The 24372-nt window shown below is 68.1% G+C and carries 27 protein-coding genes; 11 read left to right on the top strand and 16 right to left on the bottom strand.

Features of this window, described 5'->3' with window-relative positions:
• Window positions 1-46: 46 nt before the first annotated feature.
• Window positions 47-487 carry a hypothetical protein gene (locus tag ACYVN4_RS32090; RefSeq protein WP_460725721.1) on the top strand — a complete coding sequence of 147 codons (441 nt, stop codon included), beginning with the start codon at window positions 47-49 and terminating at the stop codon, window positions 485-487.
• Window positions 484-798: a hypothetical protein gene (locus ACYVN4_RS32085; protein ID WP_460725720.1), complete on the top strand. Its 315-nt coding sequence runs from the start codon at window positions 484-486 to the stop codon at window positions 796-798. Before ACYVN4_RS32090 ends, ACYVN4_RS32085 begins: the two co-directional genes overlap by 4 nt.
• 113 nt (window positions 799-911) lie before the next feature.
• On the opposite strand, the gene tsf is transcribed toward ACYVN4_RS32085, so the two are convergent.
• Entirely contained in the window at window positions 912-1727 is an 816-nt protein-coding gene (tsf, locus tag ACYVN4_RS32080; protein ID WP_379356573.1) for a translation elongation factor Ts, read from the bottom strand.
• A 108-nt stretch (window positions 1728-1835) separates the two neighbouring features.
• The gene (rpsB, locus tag ACYVN4_RS32075) at window positions 1836-2720 is read right to left on the bottom strand and encodes a 30S ribosomal protein S2 (protein ID WP_379356575.1); all 885 of its coding nucleotides are present in this window, start codon (window positions 2718-2720) and stop codon (window positions 1836-1838) included.
• A gap of 254 nt (window positions 2721-2974) precedes the next feature.
• Between rpsB and ACYVN4_RS32070 the strand changes: the two genes are divergently transcribed.
• From ACYVN4_RS32070 to ACYVN4_RS32060, 3 genes are all read left to right on the top strand, one after another.
• Window positions 2975-3499, top strand: a complete 525-nt coding sequence (locus ACYVN4_RS32070; RefSeq protein WP_460725719.1) for a GNAT family N-acetyltransferase — start codon at window positions 2975-2977, stop codon at window positions 3497-3499.
• A gap of 107 nt (window positions 3500-3606) precedes the next feature.
• The gene (locus tag ACYVN4_RS32065; RefSeq protein WP_460725718.1) at window positions 3607-4131 is read left to right on the top strand and encodes a M23 family metallopeptidase; all 525 of its coding nucleotides are present in this window, start codon (window positions 3607-3609) and stop codon (window positions 4129-4131) included.
• Window positions 4132-4233: 102 nt separating this feature from the next.
• Window positions 4234-4749 (top strand): DUF1990 family protein, encoded by a 516-nt coding sequence (locus ACYVN4_RS32060; protein ID WP_460725717.1) that lies wholly within the window; start codon window positions 4234-4236, stop codon window positions 4747-4749.
• A gap of 35 nt (window positions 4750-4784) precedes the next feature.
• On the opposite strand, the gene ACYVN4_RS32055 is transcribed toward ACYVN4_RS32060, so the two are convergent.
• From ACYVN4_RS32055 to ACYVN4_RS32035, 5 genes are all read right to left on the bottom strand, one after another.
• Window positions 4785-5159 carry a GatB/YqeY domain-containing protein gene (locus ACYVN4_RS32055; RefSeq protein ID WP_460725716.1) on the bottom strand — a complete coding sequence of 125 codons (375 nt, stop codon included), beginning with the start codon at window positions 5157-5159 and terminating at the stop codon, window positions 4785-4787.
• 60 nt (window positions 5160-5219) lie between these two features.
• Window positions 5220-5984: a siderophore-interacting protein gene (locus tag ACYVN4_RS32050; RefSeq protein WP_460725715.1), complete on the bottom strand. Its 765-nt coding sequence runs from the start codon at window positions 5982-5984 to the stop codon at window positions 5220-5222.
• Window positions 5985-6069: 85 nt separating this feature from the next.
• Entirely contained in the window at window positions 6070-6861 is a 792-nt protein-coding gene (locus ACYVN4_RS32045; protein ID WP_460725714.1) for an N-formylglutamate amidohydrolase, read from the bottom strand.
• A 23-nt stretch (window positions 6862-6884) separates the two neighbouring features.
• Window positions 6885-7808 carry a tyrosine recombinase XerC gene (locus ACYVN4_RS32040; RefSeq protein WP_460725713.1) on the bottom strand — a complete coding sequence of 308 codons (924 nt, stop codon included), beginning with the start codon at window positions 7806-7808 and terminating at the stop codon, window positions 6885-6887.
• 69 nt (window positions 7809-7877) lie between these two features.
• Entirely contained in the window at window positions 7878-8555 is a 678-nt protein-coding gene (locus tag ACYVN4_RS32035; RefSeq protein WP_460725712.1) for a FadR/GntR family transcriptional regulator, read from the bottom strand.
• Between the two features lie 201 nt (window positions 8556-8756).
• Here ACYVN4_RS32035 and ACYVN4_RS32030 point away from each other — a divergent pair, with 201 nt between their 5' ends.
• From ACYVN4_RS32030 to ACYVN4_RS32020, 3 genes are read left to right on the top strand one after another with little or no spacing between them, the layout of a single operon-like run.
• Entirely contained in the window at window positions 8757-10232 is a 1476-nt protein-coding gene (locus ACYVN4_RS32030) for an amino acid permease (RefSeq protein WP_460725711.1), read from the top strand.
• A complete protein-coding gene (locus ACYVN4_RS32025; protein ID WP_460725710.1) occupies window positions 10229-11284 on the top strand; it encodes an asparaginase in 1056 nt (351 codons plus the stop codon). The genes ACYVN4_RS32030 and ACYVN4_RS32025 overlap by 4 nt, the downstream gene beginning before the upstream one ends.
• Window positions 11285-11344: 60 nt before the next feature.
• On the top strand, window positions 11345-12763 hold the full coding sequence (locus ACYVN4_RS32020; protein ID WP_460725709.1) for an aspartate ammonia-lyase: 1419 nt from the start codon (window positions 11345-11347) through the stop codon (window positions 12761-12763).
• Window positions 12764-12782: 19 nt separating this feature from the next.
• Here the strand turns inward: ACYVN4_RS32020 and dprA are convergent, their stop codons facing one another.
• The 7 genes from dprA to rplS all read right to left on the bottom strand — a co-directional run bounded on the left by dprA (window position 12783) and on the right by rplS (window position 18613).
• The gene (gene dprA, locus ACYVN4_RS32015) at window positions 12783-13934 is read right to left on the bottom strand and encodes a DNA-processing protein DprA (RefSeq protein ID WP_460725708.1); all 1152 of its coding nucleotides are present in this window, start codon (window positions 13932-13934) and stop codon (window positions 12783-12785) included.
• Window positions 13935-14233: 299 nt separating this feature from the next.
• Entirely contained in the window at window positions 14234-15742 is a 1509-nt protein-coding gene (locus ACYVN4_RS32010) for a YifB family Mg chelatase-like AAA ATPase (RefSeq protein WP_460725707.1), read from the bottom strand.
• A gap of 1 nt (window position 15743) precedes the next feature.
• Window positions 15744-16100 carry a YraN family protein gene (locus ACYVN4_RS32005; RefSeq protein ID WP_460725706.1) on the bottom strand — a complete coding sequence of 119 codons (357 nt, stop codon included), beginning with the start codon at window positions 16098-16100 and terminating at the stop codon, window positions 15744-15746.
• A gap of 86 nt (window positions 16101-16186) precedes the next feature.
• On the bottom strand, window positions 16187-16492 hold the full coding sequence (locus tag ACYVN4_RS32000) for a DUF2469 domain-containing protein (RefSeq protein ID WP_019929973.1): 306 nt from the start codon (window positions 16490-16492) through the stop codon (window positions 16187-16189).
• Between the two features lie 46 nt (window positions 16493-16538).
• Window positions 16539-17222 carry a ribonuclease HII gene (locus ACYVN4_RS31995; protein WP_460726785.1) on the bottom strand — a complete coding sequence of 228 codons (684 nt, stop codon included), beginning with the start codon at window positions 17220-17222 and terminating at the stop codon, window positions 16539-16541.
• A 90-nt stretch (window positions 17223-17312) separates the two neighbouring features.
• Entirely contained in the window at window positions 17313-18149 is an 837-nt protein-coding gene (gene lepB / locus ACYVN4_RS31990; protein ID WP_460726783.1) for a signal peptidase I, read from the bottom strand.
• Between the two features lie 122 nt (window positions 18150-18271).
• Window positions 18272-18613 (bottom strand): 50S ribosomal protein L19, encoded by a 342-nt coding sequence (gene rplS, locus ACYVN4_RS31985; protein ID WP_120737548.1) that lies wholly within the window; start codon window positions 18611-18613, stop codon window positions 18272-18274.
• 390 nt (window positions 18614-19003) lie between these two features.
• Between rplS and ACYVN4_RS31980 the strand changes: the two genes are divergently transcribed.
• Window positions 19004-19501 (top strand): hypothetical protein, encoded by a 498-nt coding sequence (locus ACYVN4_RS31980; protein WP_460725705.1) that lies wholly within the window; start codon window positions 19004-19006, stop codon window positions 19499-19501.
• On the opposite strand, the gene ACYVN4_RS31975 is transcribed toward ACYVN4_RS31980, so the two are convergent.
• Complete coding sequence (locus tag ACYVN4_RS31975) at window positions 19502-21184, bottom strand: alpha-keto acid decarboxylase family protein (RefSeq protein WP_460725704.1); 1683 nt, start codon at window positions 21182-21184, stop codon at window positions 19502-19504.
• Between the two features lie 36 nt (window positions 21185-21220).
• Window positions 21221-22156: a hypothetical protein gene (locus ACYVN4_RS31970; protein WP_460725703.1), complete on the bottom strand. Its 936-nt coding sequence runs from the start codon at window positions 22154-22156 to the stop codon at window positions 21221-21223.
• Window positions 22157-22500: 344 nt separating this feature from the next.
• On the opposite strand from ACYVN4_RS31970, the gene ACYVN4_RS31965 reads away from it, so the two are divergent.
• Both ACYVN4_RS31965 and ACYVN4_RS31960 read left to right on the top strand, forming a co-directional pair.
• Window positions 22501-22872: a bleomycin resistance protein gene (locus tag ACYVN4_RS31965; RefSeq protein ID WP_460725702.1), complete on the top strand. Its 372-nt coding sequence runs from the start codon at window positions 22501-22503 to the stop codon at window positions 22870-22872.
• A 267-nt stretch (window positions 22873-23139) separates the two neighbouring features.
• Window positions 23140-24366, top strand: coding sequence for a methyltransferase (locus ACYVN4_RS31960; protein ID WP_460725701.1), 1227 nt, complete (start codon window positions 23140-23142; stop codon window positions 24364-24366).
• Window positions 24367-24372 lie beyond the last annotated feature (6 nt).

Below are 24372 nucleotides of genomic sequence, written 5' to 3'. Positions count from 1 at the left end.
CGCGCATTGTTCTTTGAAAGCTATCCGTTTCACATATCTTCGGCTCGTGAACACCAAGAAGCGCACGGCCCGAACCGGACTGGCCGCCCTCATGCTCGCCGCCGCGGTGGCCTGCGCCGCGGCCCCCGCCTCGGCCGACATCACCCTCGAGCCCGCCGCGCCACCGAGCGCCACCGATATCGGCGGCACCTCGGCCGGCAGCGGAGATCTCGCGACCGGCAGCGGCCAGAAGTGCAACAGCACCACCGACTGCGGCGGCAACACCGGTTCCGCCACCGGTTCGTACTCCGGCAGCACCCAGCTGGTCTACCCCTTCAGCTCCGCCCCGGTCGGCAACAGCCAGGTCGCACTCCTGATCCTGCGGGCGCTGGGCTACGTCCCCTGCGCGGGCCTCAACGGCCCGGCGAGCACCGGCAGCGGCAGCACGGCGGCGTTCTTGATCATGCTCACCAGCGGCGTCTCCTACGATGTCGGATGCGCGGAATGATCGGAAACCGCACCGTCCGAACCGGATTCGCCGCCCTCGCCATCGCGGCGGGCCTCGTCACCCTCGCGGGCCCGGCCGCCGCCGACCTCGGCAACGGCACCGGCGCACCCAACCCGTCCCTGGCCAGCCTGACCGGATCCTCCTCCTTCTCCGGCAGCGCGACCGCCAGCAGCAACGCCTCCGCCGCCCTGCTCGGCCCGCTCGCCGCCGTGCTGCGGGGCGTCTTCGGAACGACCGGATCCGACGGCGGGTGCCAGTCCGGGATCGGCGCGAACATCATGTGCCCAGGCGGCACCGGCGGAGCCCACTGACCGCGAGACCATCAGCCCGGGCAGGGAAAAGAAAAAGCCCCTCGCTCATCGGAATCCGATGGGCGAGGGGCCTTTTCGATGCTTCAGGCGATTACGCCGAGTCGATCGGAGGCTTACGCCTGGCCGACCTCGAAGCGGGCGAAGCGGGTGATGGTGACACCGGCCTCGTCCAGCTGCGCCTTGACGGTCTTCTTGGAGTCGGTGACCGACGACTGCTCCAGCAGGACAACGTCCTTGTAGAAGCCGTTGACGCGACCCTCGACGATCTTCGGCAGCGCGGCCTCCGGCTTGCCCTCTTCGCGGGCGGTCGCCTCGGCGATCTCGCGCTCCTTGGCGACGAGCTCGGCCGGGACGTCCTCGCGGGTCAGGTACTTGGCCTTGAGGGCCGCGACCTGCATGCCGGCCGCGCGAGCGGCGTCGACATCGGAGCCGGTGAACTCGACCAGGACGCCCACGGCGGGCGGCAGGTCGGTGGCACGCTTGTGCAGGTAGACGGTGGTCTGACCGTCGAACGCGGCGACGCGGCGCAGCTCGAGCTTCTCGCCGATCTTGGCGGCCAGCTCCTGCAGCACCTGGTCAGCGGTCTTGCCGTCGACCTCGACGGCCTTCAGGGCATCCAGGTCGGCCGGGCGGGCCTTGGCGGCCGCGGCCACGATGGCGCCCGCGACGTCCTGGAACTCCTGGTTCTTGGCCACGAAGTCGGTCTCGGAGTTGATCTCGATCAGGACGCCGTCCTGCGCGGCGACCAGGCCCTCGGCGGTCGAGCGCTCAGCGCGCTTGCCGACATCCTTGGCGCCCTTGATGCGCAGGAACTCGACGGCCTTGTCGAAATCGCCCGCGTTCTCCTCGAGCGCCTTCTTGCAGTCCATCATTCCGGAGCCGGTGAGCTCGCGGAGCCGCTTCACATCGGCGGCGGTGTAGTTCGCCATCTCGGGCGAGCCTCCCTTTGTGAGTGAAAGTCTGTGGGTGTCACACCTTGCCGACCGTCATGGAACATGAGCGGTCGGCAAGGTGAACAGATGCCTTGCGGCGGAGAATCAGAAGTCGGCCGGGGTCTTGGTGGCCGGGTCTTCCTTCAGCTCGGCCTCGGCCGCGGTCTCCACGGCGGGCTCGGCCTCGGCGGCCGGAGCAGCCTCGGCGGCGGGGGCAGCCTGCGACAGCAGCTCCTGCTCCCACTCCGCGAGCGGCTCGCCCGCGGCGCCGGCTTCCGGCTTCGAGTCACCGGAGGCACGCGAGGCACGAGCCTGCACACCCTCGGCAACGGCGGAGGCGACGACCTTGGTCAGCAGCGCGGCCGAACGGATCGCGTCGTCGTTACCCGGGATCGGGTAGTCGACCAGGTCGGGATCGCAGTTGGTGTCCAGGATCGCGATGACCGGGATGTTCAGCTTGCGAGCCTCACCGACGGCGATGTGCTCCTTGTTGGTGTCGACAACCCAGATGGCCGAGGGAACCTTGGCCATGTCCCGGATGCCGCCCAGGGTGCGCTCCAGCTTGTTCTTCTCACGCGTCAGCATGAGGATTTCCTTCTTGGTGCGACCCTCGAAACCGCCGGTCTGCTCCATCGACTCCAGCTCCTTGAGGCGCTGCAGCCGCTTGTGCACGGTCGAGAAGTTGGTGAGCATGCCGCCCAGCCAGCGCTGGTTCACGTAGGGCATGCCGACACGGGTCGCCTCAGAGGCGATCGACTCCTGGGCCTGCTTCTTGGTGCCGACGAAGAGGACGGTGCCGCCGTGGGCAACGGTCTCCTTGACGAACTCGTAGGCCTTGTCGATGTAGGTCAGCGTCTGCTGCAAATCGATGATGTAGATGCCGTTGCGGTCGGTGAAGATGAACCGCTTCATCTTCGGGTTCCACCGGCGGGTCTGGTGACCGAAGTGCGCGCCGCTGTCGAGCAGCTGCTTCATTGTTACGACAGCCATGGCTCCGTAACTTCCTCTCGTTGCTGGTTGACACAGGAATCGGCGATCCCTGCCCTGGCGACCACGGCCACCGGAACCTCCGAAAATGAATTCAGGGACCAGCCGGCGACACTCACTGTGGGCGCGCGAAGTCGGTTCGCATAAACGCAAACCGCTGGATCAGTTTACGCAGTAGTGCCCCCAGACCGAAATCGCCCCCGTCGGGCAGTGATAACCCGGTGCGGACCCGCAGGTCAGAAGCCTACTGTGGGCTGATGCTGCGGACCGCGCGGATGACCCTGACCCCACTGCACGCCAGCGACCACGACGAACTTTTGCGGCTGTGTCGCATGCCGAAAGTCCGCGAATTCCTGTTCGATGGCGAGCTGCTCTCCTCCGAACAGGTCACGACGACGATCGCCGATTCCGAAAGAGATTTCGCGACCGCGAATTTCGGAATCTGGGCGTTGCGGGAGACCGGTGGCGGAGATCTGCTCGGCACCGCCGGTCTTCGAAGGCTCGATGGCGGAGCCGACCTGGAAGTCGTCTACAGCCTCGACCCCGCCCGGTGGGGGCAGGGCCTGGCGGGCGAGGCCGCCACGGCGGTCCTGACCTACGCCTTCGAGGTACTCGGCCGCGACCGCGTCCTCGCCGAGATCGATGAAGGCAACAGGGCCTCCATCACCGTGATCGAGCGCCTCGGCATGCACCCGTTCGAAACCGTCCCGGGCGTGCTGGGTCCGATGACCCACTACGCGGTCGATCGCGCCACCTGGCAGCAGCTCACGGCCAGGGACTGAAAACCAGGCCGGGCGAGTGATATTCGCGCTGTTCACAACCGGCGGTAATATCCACACTCGCCGAAACCGCTGTTCCACAGTCGGTTTCGAGCGCGCACGCTGGTCGTATGCGGCTCACGATGGTGTTGCTACTGATTGTCGCGTGCACGGCGGCACTCCTGACGGAGTGTGCCAGTGCGGCGGCCGCGCCGGGCACGGTCGTTCCCGGCAGCGAATTCGACTGGCCGTTGCAGCCGCGACCGGCCGTGGCGCGGGTGTTCGACAAACCCGAGCACGATTGGCTGCCCGGGCATCGGGGCGTGGATTTGGCGGGCGCGCAGGGTGAGTCCGTGCTCGCGGCGGGCGACGGCATCGTGGTGTTCGCAGGCACCGTGGCGGGGAAGCCGGTCGTGTCCATCGATCATCCGGGCGGTCTGCGCACCACCTATGAGCCGGTCTCGGCGGCAATCCCCGTGGGCCGTCGCGTGATTCGCGGCACTCCCATCGGCACTCTGCAAGACGGCCATCCGCCTTGCTCCCCCTGCCTGCACTGGGGAGCGCGCCGCGACCGCGAATATCTGGATCCGCTGGGCCTCCTCCGGCACACGCCCCTGCGCCTCAAACCCCTGATCGCGGAGCCACTGCACAATTGAATGCGCACCTTGTGAAGGCCCACTTCGCCGCGAAGATCCGGCCCCACCACACGAGACTCACCTCACGTCGCATCGCCCCGCACTGGACGCAAGGATGAGGTTATGCCGCAACAGCCCGACGCCGTGCCGTTCACCTACGCCGAGGTCGGCGCAACCGCGGGCGACTTCCCGCCCGGCTACGACCAATTCCGGCTGCGTCGGCGAATCGGTTCCGGACGTGAGCTTTTCGAGCGGGCAGGCGAGCAAATCCGCACCTACCGAATTCAGCACGGCACCGGCATCTTCCAGTCCGCCAGCACCGCGACCGCCGAGCCCGGCACCGACCTGACGGTCCGCCTCGGCCTCGGCCCCCTCGGTGTGAGCGCGCCCTGCCGAGTCGTCTACGTCCTCGACGAGCCCAACCGCCGCGGCTTCGCCTACGGCACCCTGCCCGGCCACCCCGAAATCGGCGAGGAACTCTTCGCCGTCGAATACGACCCCACCGACGACGCGGTCTACGGCCTCATCGCCGCCTTCTCCCGCCCCGGCACCTGGTACGTCCGCCTCGGCGGCCCCATCGTCCGCCTCATCCAACGCTGGTTCGCGCACCGCTACATCAACACCCTCCGCCCCCGCTGATCGCGGGCGACGGCGAAAGGCCGCCGGTCGCGCGGTCAGCGCTGGTCGAGATGGGTGGCGAGGGCGGCGGCTTCGGCGCGGAGGAGGGTGGCGCGGTCGGCGCCGCCGGTGAGGGAGTCGTATTCCTTTGCGGCGGTGAGGCGGTCGTCGATTTCGGTGCGGACGATGGCTTCGATGTCGGATTCGGTGAGGTCGCGGCGGCGGACTTCGGCGGTGCCGAGGCCGACGGGGCTGGTTTCGATGGCACCCGCGCGAACCCCGGAACCGTCGACGGCTTCGGCATTGTCGATCGCGCCCAGGGCCGAGCGCAGGGCCGCGGTGGCGGCGCGGTCGCGGGCCTTCATGGCGGCGGGGAGCGCGGCGCGCAGGCGCTCACGCAGCGGGGATGTCTCGCTCGATCGGTCGGTCATGATCATCGACGCTACCGGCTCGTCGACGAGGGCTTCGTCTGATTCGACCGGGCGCGCGGTCTAAACGCCTGCGGGTGCGGCCTTCTCGGCCTCGGCGAGTTCGGACTTCCAGCGGCGGAAGCCCTCTTCGGTGCGGCCCAGCCGCCAATAGCCGGAGATCGAGGACGCCCAGACCGCGGGGACGCCGCGCTCTTTGCGGATGTAGGGGCGCAGGTCGTGCATGACGGCCCGCGCTTCACCGTGAATGAATACCTGTACGTTGCCGTCCAGCCACGGCGCGGAACGCACGGCCGCGGCCAGCGCCTCCCCCGGCTCGGCATCGCCACGGTGAATCCAGGTGAGCGCCACACCTTCCGGATACGCGAAGGACAGTTCGTCGCCGGGACCGGCGACCTCCAGGAAGACCTGCCCGACGGCATCGGCGGGCAGGACCGCGCAGGCGGCGGCGATGGCCGGGAGCGCGGATTCGTCCCCGGCGAACAGATGCCAGTCGGCGTCGGCGCGCGGCGCGTACCCGCCGCCGGGTCCCATCAATTCGATGGTGTCGCCGGGCTCGGCCGCGGCCGCCCACGGACCGGCCACGCCCTCGTCGCCGTGGTAGACGAAATCGATGGCGATCTCCTGCGCCGCCGCGTCCACCTCACGAACCGTATAGGTGCGCACGGTCTCGCCGTCGGGTCCCGGGAACACCAGCTTGACGTACGCGTCGGTGGAGTCGTTGGGCTGAAAGGCCGTGAAGCCGGGTCCGCCCAGGCGGACGCGGATCAGGTGATCGGTCAGGCGGATCGTGTTCTGGACCACCAGCGATATGCGTGTGCGTGCCAAGGTGCCACCTCCATAATTAGGATTACCTAAGTGACGCTAGCACGCTTTCCGATAGCTCGTCGATAACTTTTCGATATGCCATCGCTCAAGACACGGCTGCTACGAGGGAGGCCAGCGCCGCGGCCAGCCGATCTATTCCCGGCCCGGGTGGCCCGCCGGGCTCGGGCAGGTAGAGGTCGCGTCGGATCTCCACCATCAGCGCGGCGACCAGCGGCTCGGAACCATAGAACTCCAGCGGCACATACGTGCCCGCAAACGGGCTGTTGACGCCGACATCACCGAACTCGACGAAAACCCCGGCGGCACGGGTGAGCAGTTCGGGCGGAGTATGAAAAGCGTCCGCGCCCAGGCAGATCGGCGGGCGCGGACCGTAGCCGTGCAACTCGTATGGCAGCTGCCGCTCCGGATACGAATGCACATCGATGATCACGACCCGGCCGACCGCGGCCAGCCTCTCGGCCACCAGCTCCGTCATCGCCCGCGCATACGGGTGGAAGTAGCGATCCAGCAGCTCCCGCTGATCGAAATCCGCGCTGCGCAACGGCTTTCGATCCGTCGTCGCGGTATACACCGCGCCCATACCGACCCTGAGCATCTCCTCCCGCTCATCCGGAAACCGCTCCGGATCGACCACCAGCCGGGAGAGCCGATTCACGAACCGCCAAGGCCGCGACGGCGACAGGTCCGCCGCCGACTCGGCCAGCTGCGCGGTGTGCGCATCGGTGATGGCATCGAGCTCGGTCTCGAGCGCCCCGTCGTCAAGCAGCAGGTCCGCGCGCACGGCGGCGGGAATCGCGCGGGCCGAGTGCGGAACATGCAGTACCACGGGCGAATCGGCCGCGCCCGGTAGGACCTCGACCGATTCCGGAACAGACATCTCGCTCACCCCGCCATCATCGATCAGGCGCGCGGGTGGGCCTGATCGTGGACCTTCTTGAGCCGTTCGATGGAGACGTGGGTGTAGAGCTGGGTGGTCGCCATGCTGGCGTGACCCAGAATCTCCTGCACCACACGCAGATCCGCGCCGCCTTCGAGCAGGTGAGTGGCGGCCGTGTGCCGGAAACCGTGCGGACCGATATCGGGGGCGCCGGGAATCGCGGAAACCACGTCGTGCACAACCGTTCTGGCCTGCCGCGGGTCGATGCGGCGGCCACGGCGTCCGAGCAGCAGCGCGCGACCGGACTCCGGGATCGCCAGCGCCGAGCGGCCGAACCGCAACCATGCGTCGAGGGCCTGCTCGGCCGGTCCACCGAAAGGCACGGCACGTTCCTTGTTCCCCTTGCCGAGCACCCGCACCAGCCGCCGCTCGCGATCCACGTCCTCGATGTCGAGCCCGCACAGCTCGCTCACCCGGATCCCGGTGGCATACAGCATCTCCACGATCAGCCGATCCCGCAGCGCCATCGGATCCTGTTGCGCCGCACCCGACTCCGCCGCCTCCATGGCGGCCCGCGCCTGCTCCTTACCCAGCACCGAGGGCAGCACCCGGTGCGCCCGCGCCGACCCCAGCCGCGGCCCCGGATCCGCCGCCAACCTGCCGGTATGGGTCAACCATGCCGTGAAGGTCCGCGCCGACGAGGCCCGCCGGGCCATGGTGGTCCGCGCCGCCCCCGCACTCGCCTGCGCGGCCAGCCACGACCGCATCAACGCCAGATCCACCTCCCCCACACCGGAATCCACGGCCCGCTTCAGCAGGTGTTCCAACAATCCGCGCGCATCTCCCACGTACGCCCGCACGGTGTGCTCGGAGCGGTTGCGCCCCAACCGTAAATGCCGCCCGTACTCGGCCAGCAATGCCTCCAGGTCCTCGGGCAGCTCACTCATGCCCCCACGCTGACCCCGATTCCGGGAGATATCAAGCGCCCTCGCCGACGCGGGGGCCTCCGGCGGGGATCAGCCGTCGATGCGAGCGACGGTCTCGGCGACCTTTTCCAGATGCTCGGCCATCGCGCGGCGCGCCTCCTCGGGCAGGCGCGCCTCGATGGCCCGCACGATGGCCTCGTGCTCCCGATCGGAGTCAGCGCGGCGGTCCTGGGTTCGGTTGAGGAACTCCGACTGCACGTCGAGCGCGCGGCGGGTGTCGGCGACCATCGAGGTCAGCATCTTGTTTCCGCTGGCCGCGGCGATGGCGATGTGCAACTCGCCGTCGTGGCGGACCCATTCGCTCGGATCGGTGGTGGCGGCCAGCGTGTCCAGCAGGGTGAACAGATGCCCGAGCTGTTCGGGCGTGTGCCGCTCGGCGGCGAAACCGGCGGCCGGAATCTCGACCAGGCGGCGGGCCTCGATGAGATCCCCGGCATCGATGCCGGCGAAGGTCAGTCGCGCGTTCTCCTCGGTGGAGATGACGAAAGTGCCTCGGCCGGTACGCGTTTCGGTGAGCCCGAGAATGGCGCAGGCCTGCAGCGCCTCGCGCACCACGGGACGGCTGACCCCGAATTCCTTGGCCAGCGCGATCTCTCCGGGCATCCGATCGCCGACCGCGTATTCACCACCGGTGATCAGGCTCTTGAGTCGACGGAAGACGGCTTCGGTAGCGCCGATGCGCTGTACACGTCCCTCTTCGACCGTCACGCGACCAGTATGGGCGACCCGGCTCGAGGCACGCAAAACGCTCGTCCGGTGTCGCGGCCCGGTGAGCCATCAGGCCATTGACAGCCGGTGTGACGGCCATTACGGTTCACCTGTCTTACAGCCTGACAGCCTTACTGCCTGAGCGCATGTTCACCGCTCGCGGAGGCTGGATGCGGCCCCAGGAAGGTTTGAAGGTTTCCCATGCAGCTCGACCACCCGCCGTCCGCGGCGCACCCCACCGCCCCGACCGAACGAGTCGACGCCGGTGATCTCGGCTATCAGAAGCACCTGCGCACCCGACACCTGCGGATGATCGCCATCGGCGGATCCATCGGCACCGGCCTGTTCCTCGGCGCCAGCGGCCGCATGGCCCTGGCCGGGCCATCGCTGGCGATCGTCTACATCGTGTGCGGGATCTTCACCTTCATGGTGGTGCGCGCCCTGGGCGAACTGGTCATGTACCGGCCCTCGTCGGGGGCATTCGTGTCCTACGCCCGCGAGTTCCTCGGTGAGCGCGGCGCGTACTCGGTGGGGTGGCTGTACTTCCTGAACTGGTCGACGACCCTGGTCGCCGACATCACCGCGGTCGCGCTGTACGCGCACTACTGGTCGATGTTCGTGGCGGTGCCGCAGTGGGTGCTCGCGCTGATCGCGCTGGGGATCGTGGTCGGCCTGAATGTGGTGTCCGTCAAGCTGTTCGGCGAGCTGGAGTTCTGGTTCGCGCTCGTCAAGGTCGGCACCATCGTGCTGTTCATGCTGGTGGCGATCGGCTTCCTCGTCACCGGCACCGATATCGGCGGGCACACGCCGGGCCTGTCGACCATCACCGACAACGGCGGCATCTTCCCGCGCGGGCTGGCCCCGATGCTGACCATCGCGCTCGGTGTGGTGTTCGCCTTCGGCGGCACCGAGATGATCGGCGTGGCCGCGGGCGAATCCGATAACCCGCGGGCGGTGGTGCCGAAGGCGGTCAACTCCATCATGTGGCGGATCGTGTTCTTCTACGCCGGATCGGTCGTGCTGTTCACGCTGCTGCTGCCGTGGACCGCCTACTCCGCGGGCGAGAGCCCCTTCGTCACCGTCATGAGCAAGATCGGCATTCCGCACGCCGGTGACGTCATGAACCTGGTGGTCCTCACCGCCGCCATGTCCAGCCTCAATGCCGGGCTCTACGCCACCGGACGCACGCTGCGCTCGATGGCGGTCGCCGGTACCGCGCCGAGTTTCGCCGCGCGCATGAACCGTCGCGGCGTGCCCTACGGCGGGATCCTCATCACCAGTGCCGTCGGGATCGCGGGGGTGGTGCTGAATCTGCTGGTGCCGCAGAAGGCGTTCGAGATCGTGCTGAATCTGGCCGGGCTGGGCATCGTGGGCACCTGGGCCTCGATCATGGTGTGCCACTGGATCTTCGTGCGGCGCGCCGAGCGGGGCGAGTACGCCCGGCCGGAGTTCCGGCTGCCCTTCGCACCCGTGCTCAATGTGCTGACCCTCGGATTCCTGGTCGCCGTCGTGCTGCTCATGTTCTTCGACGCCGAGATCGGGCGCATCACGCTGGCGGCGTTCCTGGTCGTGGTGATCGCCATGGTGGCGGGGTGGTACCGGGTGCGCGGGCGGCTGAACCCCGATGTCCTCGCGAACGCCGATTCCACACCGGCGGAAGGGAAGCCCGCGCCGTGACCGACATCGCCTGCGACACGGTGACGCTGGATCTCGCGATACTGCGTGTCGAAATCCTTTACACCGGAGGCACCTTCGGCATGGTCGACGGCGGCGACGGGCTGCGCCCACGCACCGGGATCGGCGGCGACGTGGCCGATCTGATCGACGCCTACACCGACCGGTTCGGGATCCCGGTGGAATTCCGCTACCGCGAACTCGAGCACGTCATCGACAGTGCCCACGCCGGTCCGGACACCGTCGGTGTCATTGCCGAGCAGGTGCGCGCCGCGCTTCGGGTCACCCGGTCCGAGGGCGGCACCCCGCCCGACGGCGTCATCCTCATCCACGGCACCGACACCATGGCCTATACCGGCGCGCGCCTCGCGTTCGAACTGCATGACCTCGCCATACCGGTGGTGTTGACCGGTGCGCAGATCCCGCTCGGGCAGCCCGGCAGCGACGCCGGGGAGAATCTGCTGCTGGCATTGAATTCGATTGCCACCCAGCCTGCTTCGGGTACGTTCATCGCCTTCGGGTCGCGACTGCATCCGGCCGTGCGGGCCAGCAAGCGCAGCAGCCACGACCGCGACGGTTTCGTCACCGTGCGCCCGCACACCCCGCCACCGGGCCCGATCGCGTCCCCAGACACGGGGGCGAAGGCCGAAACACCCTCCCCCGTGGGTCTTTTCACTGTCTTCCCGGGGATGGACACCGATCTGCTCGATGCCGCGCTGCGCATCTATCACGGTGGCGTGGTGCTCGAATGCTACGGAGCCGGGACCATGCCTGCCTCCGCGGCTGCGATCGACGCGATCCGCAAGGCGACCGGGCGCGGCACGCCCGTCGTGGTGATCACGCACTGCGACAGTGGATCCGTCGACCTGAGCCTGTATCAGCCCGGACGGGCGCTGCTCGCCGCGGGCGCGATCGGGGGCGGCGATATGACGCGGGAGGCCGCGCTGGCCAAGCTCGGCCATCTCGCGGGCTTCGAGCTCACCGCCGCTGAGCTGCGCCGGTGGATGACGAGCAATCTGCTCGGTGAACTCACCGAATCCCCGGCTAGTCACTGAGTTTCGACCTGTTTCACCTCTCTTCCCCGCCAGCCACAAGCCGATCGGATGGAGCCGACCATGACCGAGACCCGCATCGAACACGATTCGACCCGGACCGAACACGATTCGCTGGGTGCACTCGAGGTGCCCCGGGGCGCCTACTGGGGTGTGCACACCGCCCGCGCCCTCGACAACTTCGCCATCTCCGGGGAGCGCCTGAGCCGGTACCCGGCGTTGATTACCGCCTTGGCCGCGGTCAAACAGGCCGCCTGCCAGGCCAATCGGGAACTCGGGCTGCTCGATGACCGGCGGGCCGGGGCGATCGAGGCGGCCTGCGCCGAAATCCGCGGCGGGGCACTGCACGACCAGTTTCCCATCGATCCCATCCAGGGTGGTGCGGGGACCTCGACCAATATGAACGCCAACGAGGTCATCGCCAATCGCGCGCTGGAGCTGCTGGGTCACGCGCGCGGCGACTACGCCGAGCTCGATCCGCTCGACCATGTCAACCTCGGGCAGTCCACCAACGACGTCTACCCGACCGCGGTGAAGCTCGCCGTCATCGGGCACATTCGGCTGCTGATCGCCGCGCTGGAGCGGCTCGCGGACGAATTCGCGCGCAAGTCGGCCGAATTCGCCGATGTCATCAAGATGGGCCGCACCCAGTTGCAGGACGCGGTGCCCATGACCCTCGGGCAGGAGTTCGCCACCTTCGCGATCATGCTGCGGGAGGACTGCGCCCGGCTGGCCGAGGGTACGGCGCTGCTGCGGGAGGTCAATCTCGGTGGCACCGCCATCGGCACGGGGATCAACGGCCATCCGCTGTATCCCGCGCTGGCCTGCGCACGGCTGAGTGAACTCACCGGCGAGCAGGTGGTTCCGGCCGAGAACCTGATCGAGGCCACCCAGGATTGCGGTGCCTTCGTGCAGGTGTCGGGCATCCTCAAGCGGGTGGCGGTGAAGCTGTCCAAGACCTGTAATGATCTGCGGCTCATGGCATCCGGGCCGATCACCGGGTTGCGGGAGATCACGCTGCCGCCGGTGCAGGCGGGCTCCTCGATCATGCCCGGCAAGGTGAATCCGGTGATTCCCGAAACCGTCAACCAGATCGCCTTCGAGGCGATCGGCGCGGATCTGACGGTGACCATGGCCGCCGAGGGCGGGCAGTTCCAGCTCAACGCTTTCGAACCGATCATCGCCTACAGCCTGTTGCGGACCACCGCCCACCTCACCGCGGCCGCTGACACCCTGGCCACCCGCTGCGTCAACGGCATCACCGCCCACCGTGACCACCTCGCCGCGGGCGTCAACCGTTCCATCGGCATCGTCACGGCCCTCACCCCGCACATCGGTTACGCCACCAGCGCCCGAATCGCCAAGCACGCCTTGAGCACCGGACAGCCGGTCGCCAAGGTGGCCACCGAACTCGGACTGCTCTCCCCCGAGACGGTCGCCGAGCTGCTCGCCCCGCACCGCCTGGCCGGCCTGCCCGACTGAGAACCCGGATCCCACGAGATCACCCCCGCCGTTCGTGGTCGGCGACGGCCACGGTGGAGATCGCCGATCCCGCGGCGCGATACCAGCCGTTCCCGTCGCAGCCGACCAGCCCCGCGATCTCCAAGGCCGACAAGGTGGCTCGGACAACCGGCAAGACCAGACCGGTGTCGGTGACCAGAGCGCGGGGCAGCCGGGAGCCGACAGCGGGCAGGGCTGCGAAGACGAGCGCCTCGTCGCCGGACAGGTTGTCCTCCGGGCTGGGCGCGACCGCCCCGGGCAATGAAAGCCGCAGCGGCCCCGCCTCATCGAGAATGTCCTCGGCCCGCGTAACGATGAATGCCTCCCCTTCCCGGATCATCCGGTGGCATCCAACCGAAGCCGCAGAGGTAACCGGCCCGGGCACGGCCATGGCCGGACGCCCCAGTCGTCGGCACCACTTCACGGTATTGCGAGCACCACTACGAATACCGGCCTCCACCACCACAACTCCGTCCGCGAGCGCCGCGATCAACCGATTGCGAGCCAGGAAGTAGTGTTTGCGCGCCGACGTTCCAGGCGGATATTCGGTGACCACCAGCCCGGTATCCGCGATCTCCGCAAGGAGATGATCGTGCTGCACCGGATACGGCCGATCCGGCCCACAAGCCAGCACCGCAATCGTCATCCCGCCGACAGCGAGCGCGGCCCTATGAGCCATCCCGTCGATCCCGAAAGCCGCCCCGCTCACCACGGTCCACCCCCGCGCCGCCAACTCCCCGGCAATCTCCCCCGTCGCATGATTCCCGTACCCGGTACTACACCGAGCACCCACCACCGCGATCGACCGCTCGGTGGTTTCCAACAACGACCTCTTCCCCCGCACCCACAACACCAGTGGCACAGCCCCATCCGCATCGTAAGCCGGATCCAACTGCCCCAACCCGAGCAACCGCCACGCAGGCCACTCCGCATCATCCGGCGTCACCACCCGCCCTCCGAGCCGCTCGATATGCGCCAAATCCTCCTCGGCCCTATCGATCCCACGCCGCAACTCGGTAGGCCCCCGCAACACCTCCGGCAACGCACACTCCCGCACCGCCCGAGCCGCCTCCACCACCCCCACCCCCTCGATCAACGCCGACAACGCCGCACAAGGCCCCTCCACCACCCGCGACAAATACACCCAGGCCAACCGCCGCTCATCGGCATTGCCACCACCAACCGGTTCCGCGGTGGTGCCGCGCAGTGCACCGGTCCAGCCGGACCCCCGGCCGCGTTCGGGGCTGTGGCCCGATACGTGTGTCTCTCCGGCTGAATCTTCACCGCCATCCCTGCGACCGAACGAACCGGATGCGGGCCCACCCGACTCGCCACGAACGGAATCGCGCTCGGCGGATGACCGCAGGCCGACCGTTCGATCCACTGCATCCGTTGCACCCGACCAAGTTTCGTCGAAATCCTGCGTCGAATCGCATCCATCCTCTGTCCGGCTCATGCTCCACTCCGCTGTCGAAAGCTCAAGGCCTGCAGGATGTCCTGACCATTGGGCAGGTCACCGCCGCGCAGATCGCAGATGGTCCAGGCAACTCGGATGGCGCGGTCCGCGCCGCGGGCGGACATGCGGCCGTGCCGTAGCGCGTTCTCCACGGGGGCCAACGCCTCGCGAGGCAGTCGAAAGCGTTGGCGCAGGACATGTCCCGGGACTTCGGCGTTCGTGGTCATGCCCAGCTCGGCCCACCGCCGTGCGGCAGTCTCGCGGGCCGCGGTCACCCGGGCGCGCACCGATTCGCTGCTCTCGACCTCGTCGCCGGTGAAGGCGCCTGCCGCCTGGGCGTGCATCTGAACCATGAGGTCGATGCGATCCATCAGCGGACCCGAGAGTTTGCCGAGGTAGCGGCGGCGGGCCAGCGGCGCGCAGATGCAGTCGATATCGCGAGCAGGGGCGCAGGGGCAGGGATTCGCGGCCAATACGAGCTGAAACCGCGCCGGGAAGCGCGACACGCCGTCACGCCGGGCAATGCGAACTTCCCCCTCCTCCAAGGGAGTTCGCAATGCCTCCAGCACCTTGCTACCGATTTCGGCGCACTCGTCGAGGAACAGGACGCCTCGATGAGCGCAACTCACCGCACCCGGCCGCGCCGAACCTGAACCGCCGCCGATCATCGAGGTCACCGACGACGAGTGATGGGGAGCGACGAACGGTGCGGCGGTGATGAGCGGGGCATCGTCGGACAGGGTGCCTGCCACCGAATGAATCGCCGTCACCTCCAGGGATTCTCGTTCGCGCAGGGGTGGGAGCAGGCCTGGGAGGCGTTGGGCCAGCATGGTTTTGCCGATGCCGGGTGGGCCGGTGAGCAATAGGTGGTGGCCGCCCGCCGCGGCGACTTCGAGGGCCCAGCGGGCCTCGTCTTGGCCTACTACCTCGCGGAGGTCTCCGATGGAGGTGGGGGTTGGGACTTCGAGGGGTTCGGGGTGGGCGAGGTCGCCGCCGCTGCGGAGCCAGTCGAGGAGTTCGATCAGGGTGGCGGCGCCGAGGACGCGGATGCCGTCGACGAGGCCGGCCTCGGGGAGGGCGTCGGTGGGGACGATCACGGTGCGGCGGCCTGCGGTGCGGGCGGCGAGGACGGCGGGGAGGATGCCTCGGACGCGGCGGACTCGGCCGTCGAGGGCGAGTTCTCCCAGGAGCACCGATTCGGCGAGGCGGTTGGAGGGGATGGCGCCTGCGGCGTCCAGGACCGCGCCGGCGAGGGCCAGGTCGTAGACGCTGCCGACCTTCGGGAGGGTGGCCGGGGAGAGGGCCAGGATGACGCGGCCGTCGGGCCATTTCTCGCCCGAGTTGCTGACCGCGGCCCGGACCCGGTCCCGGGATTCCTGGAGGGTGGTGTCGGGGCGGCCGACCAGGTGGACCGAGGGGAGGCCCTGGCCGATGTCGGCTTCGATTTCGACGAGTTGGCCTTCGACGCCGTTCACGGCGACGGAATAGGCTCGGCCCAAAGGCATCTCAGAACACCGCCTCGAGGTGGCGGATCTCCGGGTCGCGGCCGGGGAGCAGGAGGACCGAGACGACGTCGAAGCGGACCCGCTGCCAGGGGCCGTTCTGTTCGCGCAGCCAGCGCGCGGCCAGTTCTCGGATGCGGCGTTGTTTGCGGTAGGTGACGGCTTCCTCGGGGCGGCCGCAGGTCAGCCCGGTGCGGGTTTTGACCTCGACGAACGCCGTGATCTCGCCCACGCGGCCGATGATGTCGAGCTCGCCGAACCGGCATCGCCAGTTGCGGGCGATGATCTCCATCCCGGCCGCGCGCAGAAACCACGCCGCCAGGTCCTCCCCCTGCGCTCCGAGCGCCAGATGCTGTGCCATTCAGCCAGCATGGCCGGGCCCGCGCCGGGCCCGGCCATGCCGAACTGGGAAAACAGCGGAGCTGTGGATAGCCGCCGGCCTGTGGATTACTCCGGAAGCCGCAGGTCGGTCTTCTCCAGCTCCTCGATATTCACGTCTTTGAAGGTGATCACGCGAACGTGCTTCACGAAGCGCGCGGGCCGATACATGTCCCATACCCATGCATCCGACATCCGCACTTCGAAATACACCTCGCCATCGGCGTTCTGCGGTCGCAGTTCGACGGAATTGGCGAGGTAGAAGCGACGCTCGGTCTCCACCACGTACGAGAATTGGCCGACGATGTCCTTGTACTCGCGGTACAGGGATAGCTCCATCTCGGTTTCGTACTTCTCGAGGTCCTCGGCGCTCATCGGGTGGAACGTCCTCCTTGTCGCCCAACGACTGGGTGTAGAGACATCATCCCGCATACGCCGTATCGGTAGCCACTCGGCCGGTCTCCCGGACGTTTCGCCAGGACCGACGGTGCTCGGGGGTGATGCCGAGGCGCGTCAGCGCCTCGTTGTGCTCGGACGTGTTGTAGCCCTTGTGGGCGGCGAACCCGTAGCCCGGATACTGCGCGTCCATCTCGACCAGCATGCGGTCGCGGGTCACCTTGGCCAGCACGCTGGCCGCCGCGATACAGGCCGCCGACGCATCGCCGCCGATCACGGGCAGTGACGGCACCGGAATGCCGGGCACCCGGAAGCCGTCGGTGAGGACGTAGCCGGGCACCGGATCCAGGCCCGCCACCGCGCGGCGCATGCCCTCGATGTTGGCCACGTGGATGCCGATGGCGTCGATCTCCCAGGCCGGGATCACCACCACCTGCCAGGCCAGGGCCAGCCGTTTGATGATCGGGAAGAGCTGTTCGCGAGCGTTCTCGGTGAGCTTCTTGGAGTCGTCGAGACCGGCCAGTGAGGTGTAGGCCTTGGGCGGTAGCAAGCAGGCGGCAACGACCAAAGGTCCTGCCGCGCAGCCGCGCCCGGCCTCGTCCACGCCCGCCACCGGGCCCAGCCCGCTGCGGATCAGCGCGGATTCGAGGGTGCGTAGCCCGCCAGCGGAGCGCATGACCACGCGCGGGGGCCAGTCACCGCGGTCGATCCGCTGAATCTTCTTGCCGCCGCGTACCTTCCGGCTCGCGGCGGCGCTCACCGTATTCCCCACCGATCGATTATCCCGCGTTCGCCGGTTCTACTGGGGGTCCTGCGCCCGGACCGGACCGATCCGGCTCGGCGGCCAGATCTTGAACACGGCCTTGCCGCGCACATCCTTGATCGGGACGGTGCCCTGCAGCTCGTCGGTCATGTGGTAGCGGGAGTCGGCGGATTCGGCGCGGTTGTCGCCCATCACCCACAGGTTGCCGTCCGGCACCTTGACCGGGCCGAACGCGCGGCCGCCCGCATTGAACTGCACCTCGGGGTGTGCGGGATCGAACGGGTTGTTGAACTTCACGTACGGCTCGTCGAGTGGCTTGCCGTCCACCAGGATCCGGCCCTGCGCATCACAGCACTGCACGGTCTGCCCGCCGGTCGCGATGACCCGCTTGACCAGATCGTTCTCGTCCGGCGGCACCAGGCCGAAGAAGGACAGGAAGTTCTGCACCCCGCGCACGGCGGTGTTGGACGAGCGGATCGACTTGTAGTGGCTGTTCCAGGAGCTGGTCGGCCCCACGAACACCACGACGTCGCCCGGCTTGGGATCGCCGAAGTAGTAGCTCAGCTTCTGCACGTAGATGCGGTCGCCGGTGCAGCCCGCGCAACCATGCAGGGTGGGTTCCATCGACTGCGAGGGAATCACATAGGGCCGGCCGATGAAGGTCACCAGCAGCGCCACGATGAGCGCCGCGAAACCGACCAGGATGGGGAGTTCCTGCCAGAACGGGCGCTGCTTCTTCTTCGGCTTCGCCTCGGCACCCTCGGAGCCGTCGGCGGCATCGGGGGCCTCGGGGGTCTCCGGCTTCTCGGAAGTCCCGGAGGTCTTCGAGGTTTCGGGCTGGTCTGCCCGGTTCTCATCGCCCGACCCGGACATCGTCACCGACTCGCTCTCGTCTGCCACCGGAACAGAGTAGCCCGGCACCGCGAAGATCCATGCGGTGCCGGGCTACTCGGCGCTGTCGAGCCGATCCAGGCTCGGTGCGGAGGTCTGCTACCTCAGCGCTTTTCCTTGATCTTGGCGGCCTTGCCGCGCAGATCGCGCAGGTAGTACAGCTTGGCGCGACGCACGTCACCGCGGGTCACGACCTCGATCTTGTCGAGGTTGGGGCTGTGCACCGGGAAGGTACGCTCCACGCCGACACCGAAGGAGACCTTACGCACGGTGAAGGTCTCGCGGATGCCGCCGTTCTGGCGACGGATGACGACGCCCTTGAAGACCTGGACGCGTTCCTTGTTGCCTTCGATAACCTTCACGTGCACGTTGACCGTGTCACCCGGGCGGAAGTCCGGGATGTCGTTGCGCAGCGAGCTGGCGTCGACGAAGTCGAGGGTGTTCATTTCCGTCCTTATTGGAGTTCGCGCGAACAGAGGAACCTGGCGGCTGGCCCCGCGAGGGGCGCTCGACCGGTTCGTGCTCCGGATATTGGGCGGTGCCCGGGCATGACTGCTCCCAAGGCAACCTGAGTATTGTGCCAGACCGGCGAACCAAGCTGTGAATCGGGGGTCGCCGGAAGGTGCCAGCAAGACAACCGACCGGTTGACAATAGCCGCCGGACCGTTGTGGTCGCCGAGGAAGGCACGGTTCGTCGGCGCGGGTGGCACGCACCGGACGGATGCCACCCTGTGAATCGCAGCGAAATACCCAGTGCCCCTTGGTAATCCGCCAATCGGAAGGTTCGCGCGGTAGTAGCATGTTCGTGTGCTCGGGTCTTAGCAAGGAGTTCAGCCATGGGTACACCCGTCTATTCGCAGATCTTGATCGCCAATACCCGGACCGACGGTCAGAATCCCAATGTTCTGCATGCCGCCCACACGGCCCAGGGATTCGTGCCGCGGCTCGCGGTCTACGACAAAGGCATCCTGCCCCCGTTCTGCCGTTGGAATATCGGTTGGGCCACTCCGGGTGCGCAATACACCCTGGAGATGGAGGACGAGCACGGCAACGTCTACACCCTGGGCGTCCCGAAGACCGCGCTCGCCGGCACACCGGCCCTGCTGCAGGGACCGAGCGCGACCGACTTCTGCAATTCGTGGGCGTTCCCGTGGCCCACCCGACTGCTGTCGGGTCTGGGTTCGGGTAATCATGAATACAGCGGAAAACTGGGCACGCTCTCCCTCGATGCCAGGCAGTATCCGGTCCCGACCGTCCAGGAATTCGATTCCAAAGTCAATCAGACCTGGGAATTCGGTTACAGCATCGACAGTTTGAAGACGCTGCCCTACTAGTCAGGAACGCGTATTCGCGCGGGTGAGCGCGGACGCGATATCCGAGACCAGCGGCGGATAATCGGTCGTCCCGGTGACGACCTGCAGGAAAACCAATCGATCCTGCTCCGCCGCTGCGGCTTTCAAGCATTCCCGCAATTCACCGACGGTGTTCGCGCGCAAGGTCAGCACGGATTCGGCATCACCGCCGAAGGCGTACGGCAATTCGGGCCAGCGCCAGGGCGCGATGTCGTTGTAGGGCGCGTCGGGGCCGTGGATGGCGCGTTCGATGGCGTAGCCGTTGTTGTCGACCAGGATGATGACGCCGTTCATCTGCTCGCGAATCCAGGTGCCCAGCTCCTGGATGGAGAGCTGGGCGGCGCCGTCGCCGATGACCAGGACCGCGCGGCGGTCGGGGCAGGCGATGCCCGCGCCCAGGGCCGCCGGCAAGGCGTAGCCGATGGAACCCCACAGCGGCTGACCGAGAAAAGTGATGCCGGTCGGCATGCGCAGGGTGGCCAGGCCGAAGAAGGCCGAGCCTTGATCGGCCACCACGATGTTGTTGTTGCCGAGGGCCTCGGCGACCAGCGGCCACAGGGCTGCCTGGGTGAGCGGGGCAGCGTCGGCGGGCGGGTCGAAGGCCGCGGGGTCGGCATGCGCGGGAAGCGGTGCGGGCTGCGCGAATTCGGGGGCCAGCTCGGTCAGGATTTCCAGCGCGGCGGTCAGCGACAGCGGCGCGAAGGCGTCCACTCCCCCGATGACCGTGCGCTCGGGGCCGATGTCGATGGTCCGGCGGGGATCGATGCGCTGGCTGAAACCGGCGGTGATGCTGTCGGTGTACTGGACGCCGACGGTGACGATGCGTTCCGCGTCCTCGACGGCGGCACGCACCTCGGGCGGGGAGGCCGCGCCGGTGTAGATCCCGAGGAAGTTGGGCGCGGATTCGTCGACGACCGTCTTGCCCCAGGCCAGCGTGGCGTGCGGGATGCCGTCCGGCTGATCCATCGAAGGGCCGACCAGGGTGCGCAACCGCTCGGTCGCCCCGACGCGGTCGACGAAGATGTCGGCCAGCACGGTGACGCGCCGCCGCGCGAGGAATTCCCGGGCGGCCCGTTCGAAGGCCGCGCGTGCCCCGGCGCTCGAGAAGTCGGCGGGCGGGGCCAACGGCGTCGCGGGCGGTGACACCTCGATGCGCGCGGTGTCGGTGGCCAGCATCAGGTACCCCGGTCGCCGGTGCACGCGCACCGAGTTGAGCACCCGGTCGATCTCCTGGCAGGCGTCGGCCGCACCGAGATCGGCTTGCGCGCAGGTGACTTCGGCGGCGATGCGGCGGAAATGGTGGAAGTCGCCGTCGCCGAGGGTGTGGTGGATGACGCGGTGATGCGCCTGGATGTCCTTGGCCGGGACGCCCACGATGTGCACCACGGGGACGTGCTCGGCGTAGCTGCCCGCGATGGCGTTGACCGCGCTCAGCTCGCCGACGCCGTAGGTGGTCAGCACCGCGCCGATGCCGCGCAGGCGGGCGTAGCCGTCGGCCGCGTACCCGGCATTGAGCTCGTTGGCGCTGCCGATCCAGCGGATATCGGGGTGCGCGATGACGTGATCGAGGAACTGGAGATTGAAATCGCCCGGGACACCGAACATTTCGGTGACGCCGAGGTCGCGGAGCCGATCGAGCAGGTAGTCGCCGACAACGTAGCCCATCGTTCAACACTGGCACGTGAAGCGGCAGTCAGCAACCTATTGGCTATCGATGGGTTCGGGTGGCCGTTCCACCGGGTGGGACTCTGCGGGGCGTTCGGCCGACTTCCAGCCGGGCATCAGGTGCAAATGCGTCGAGGGCGGCGCGGGTGGCGCCGGGACGACGGTGCGGGCCAACTCCTCCTCGGCAGCGCGCAGCACGTGGGCGGCGTCGGGTTTACCGGCCAGCAGGTCCTGTACGAAGATCTTGGCGCGGATCACCGGGCGGCGGTAGCGGCGTTCGCGACGCATGGCGCGTCGCATCAGACCCGAACCCGCGCCGTAGCGCCAGCGCGCCCAGGGCGCGCCCGGGCGGCTCAGTCGCAGGGCGCCGATGACCAGCAGCGGCGGGAAGAACATGCCGAACAGACCGGTCCAAATCTTGCCTTTGGCAATGACAATGGCGGCCAGCAGCAGGTTGATCAGGGCGAAGCCGATGGTGAACAGGCGCTCGGGGAAATTCTGATCGGCGCGCAGATCGCGGACATCACCCATGTCCAGCAGCCACAGCGGATGGAAGCCCAGCAGCAGCAGTCCGGTCACGGCGATGGCGACGAACACCGCGTCCACCGAGGTGCGGCCTTGCTCCTCCCAGTACACGTCGCGCAGGTAGTAGATGAGCGCGAACTCGTCGAGCACCAGCGCCGCGCCGACCCCGAACACCGCGGCCAGCGCGCTGATCACACCGACGGAACTTTGATACAACGCCACCAGCCCCATGCCGGAGCCGAGCACCAGGATGACGCCGAAGACCATGTGGTGGATGTGCACGTCCCCGGCCCGCACATTGCCGGGCCACCAGCGCACCTGTTTGCGGATGAGCCGCACGCTGATTCGGATCAACAGGAACCCGACGATGAATCCCAGCAGCAGGCATGCCAGCGGCAATCGGCCGTGCGCCACCACGACATCTTCCCACCACCGATGCAACCGCATGCCCGTGTCGTCTCCTGTGAATCGCGTGTGAACACCAACCCCAGCCACGCTACCCGCGCCCGAGATCGGCACGCCCGGATCACGGACGCCGACGCAGTGATGTAGCAACCATTCAGACAACAGCGCCCGCTGGATGCGGCCGCTCCTGCATCACCCGCGACGCCATCGAGCCCAACGAGGCATCGCTCGGTGGGGAGCAGGCCGGTGGCCGGAGGCCGAGGTAGGTCCGAACGGGTTGGCCTCGGCCGCTTCGGTTTTCGAGCCCGTAGCGCCGCGGTTCCCGGGAGATGTCGGTGGGTGACGGTAGCGTTCGGCTACGAACGCCGTCGACGAGGGGAGAGACCGTGCCGGAGGAGATCGAGTTCGAGCGCGTGGCACCGGTGATTCCGGTCCTGGATCTCGACGCTGCTCTGGAGCGCTACCGGCGGCTCGGATTCACCGCTTACGCCTATGAAGGCCAGGCCCGTTACGGGTTCGCCGATCGCGGCGGCGTGGCCCTGCACCTGACCGAATGGCCCGAGCATGATCCGAAGCGCACGGCCTCGGCCGTGTATCTCTATATCTCCGACGCCGACGCGCTCTATGACGAGTGGCTGGCCGCGGACCTGCCCGGACGTCTCGTCCCGCCGATCGACACCGAATACGGCCTACGCGAATTCGCCTACGTCGACCCCGACGGCACCCTGCACCGCGTCGGTTCCTCGCTGCCGCACTGAGTCTCTTCGCTTTTGCGCCGAGTCTCTTCGCTGTTGCGCCGAGCCCGCCGACCGCCTCGATGCGGTGGTGGGATAGGTTGGAGGAATGACGGCACCCCACTTCGCTTCGACGGTGGGTTGACGGACGGCACAACCGCCGTTGTTCCGGTCGCTTTCGTGCGATCGATCCTCAGAATCACAGCCCGTTGTGTTCGTCGGTGCCTGTTCCGGTGATGTCCGTGTGAATCGAAGCAGCCGGTCGGCAATTCGTGCGTGTGCGGGCTGGTCATGGAACGGACCGTCATGCTCGAACACCTTTCGCCGCAACCGTACTCGCGCACCCTCACCACAGCCGTCGACGCCGCCAACTTCGCCGACACCGCCCTCTTCACCGACGCCACCCTCTCCGGCGACGCTGCCGTGCGCTGGCTCGAAGATGGGGAATGCTGGACTGCACTGTGGCGCTCCGCGAACGGGGCTCCCCCACCGGCCGAGATCGTCCCCGTGGACGACCGGCTCACCGCCGATGTGGCGCTACGCATGGCGAGCGCCGGGACAGCCCTGTTGTGGCGCGGGGATTTTCACGGCGCGAACCAACTGCTGAAGGCCCTCGACCGGCGACTCGATCGGGAGAATTCCCGCCGACCGGCAACAGACTTCCACGCCCTGCGTCAGCGGCAGGCGAGGCGGGCACGGATTCTCGGCATGGTGCTGGTGCCGTTGGACCCCGGGCATGTCGTCCCGCTGCGGCGAGCACCCGACGTCCGGCAGGCGTGTCTGCACGCCTACGGCGAGGCGGCGGAACCGGCGTTGGTGTCGTTGCGTGAATTGCGCGGTGTGACAAGCGCATACGAGTGGCGGCGCAAGGGTGTCGCGGTGCGGGCGCTGGGGGCTCGCATCCATCCGCACTACGGAGTCTTCGCACCGGCCCGCGACGAGTACGTCGATCTGGTTGCCGACGCACCCCTGCCCTCGACCCGGTTGGCCTTCGACATCGGGACCGGATCCGGCGTGCTGGCCGCGGTGCTCGCACGCCGCGGGGTGGCGTCGATCGTCGCAACCGACGACGATCCGCGCGCCCTCGCCTGTGCCCGCGAGAATCTCGACCGCCTCGGCTACGGCGACCGCGTCGAGCTGGTGCGCACCGATCTCTACCCGCCGGGCCGTGCGCCCCTGGTCGTCTGCAATCCGCCGTGGCTGCCCGCGAAGCCGCGCTCCCCCCTCGACCATGCCGTCTACGATCCGGGCGGGCGCGTCCTGCGCGCGGTCCTGGACCGCATGGCCAAACACCTCACCGCGGACGGCGAAGGCTGGCTGGTCATCTCCGACCTCGCCGAACGCCTGTCCCTGCGCGCCCCCGGCGAGATGCGAGCCGCCTTCGACGCGGCGGGACTTCAGGTCCTGGACCGGCTCGACACCCGTCCCCGCCACCCCCGCGCCGACGACCGCGACGACCCCCTCCACGCCGCCCGCAGCGCCGAGATCACCTCGCTCTGGCGGCTTTCCCCGCACTGACCCGGC

The sequence above is a fragment of the Nocardia heshunensis genome (assembly GCF_054782115.1).
The sequence above is the reverse complement of the archived record's forward strand: the minus strand, read 5'-3'. Positions and strand labels throughout refer to the sequence as shown.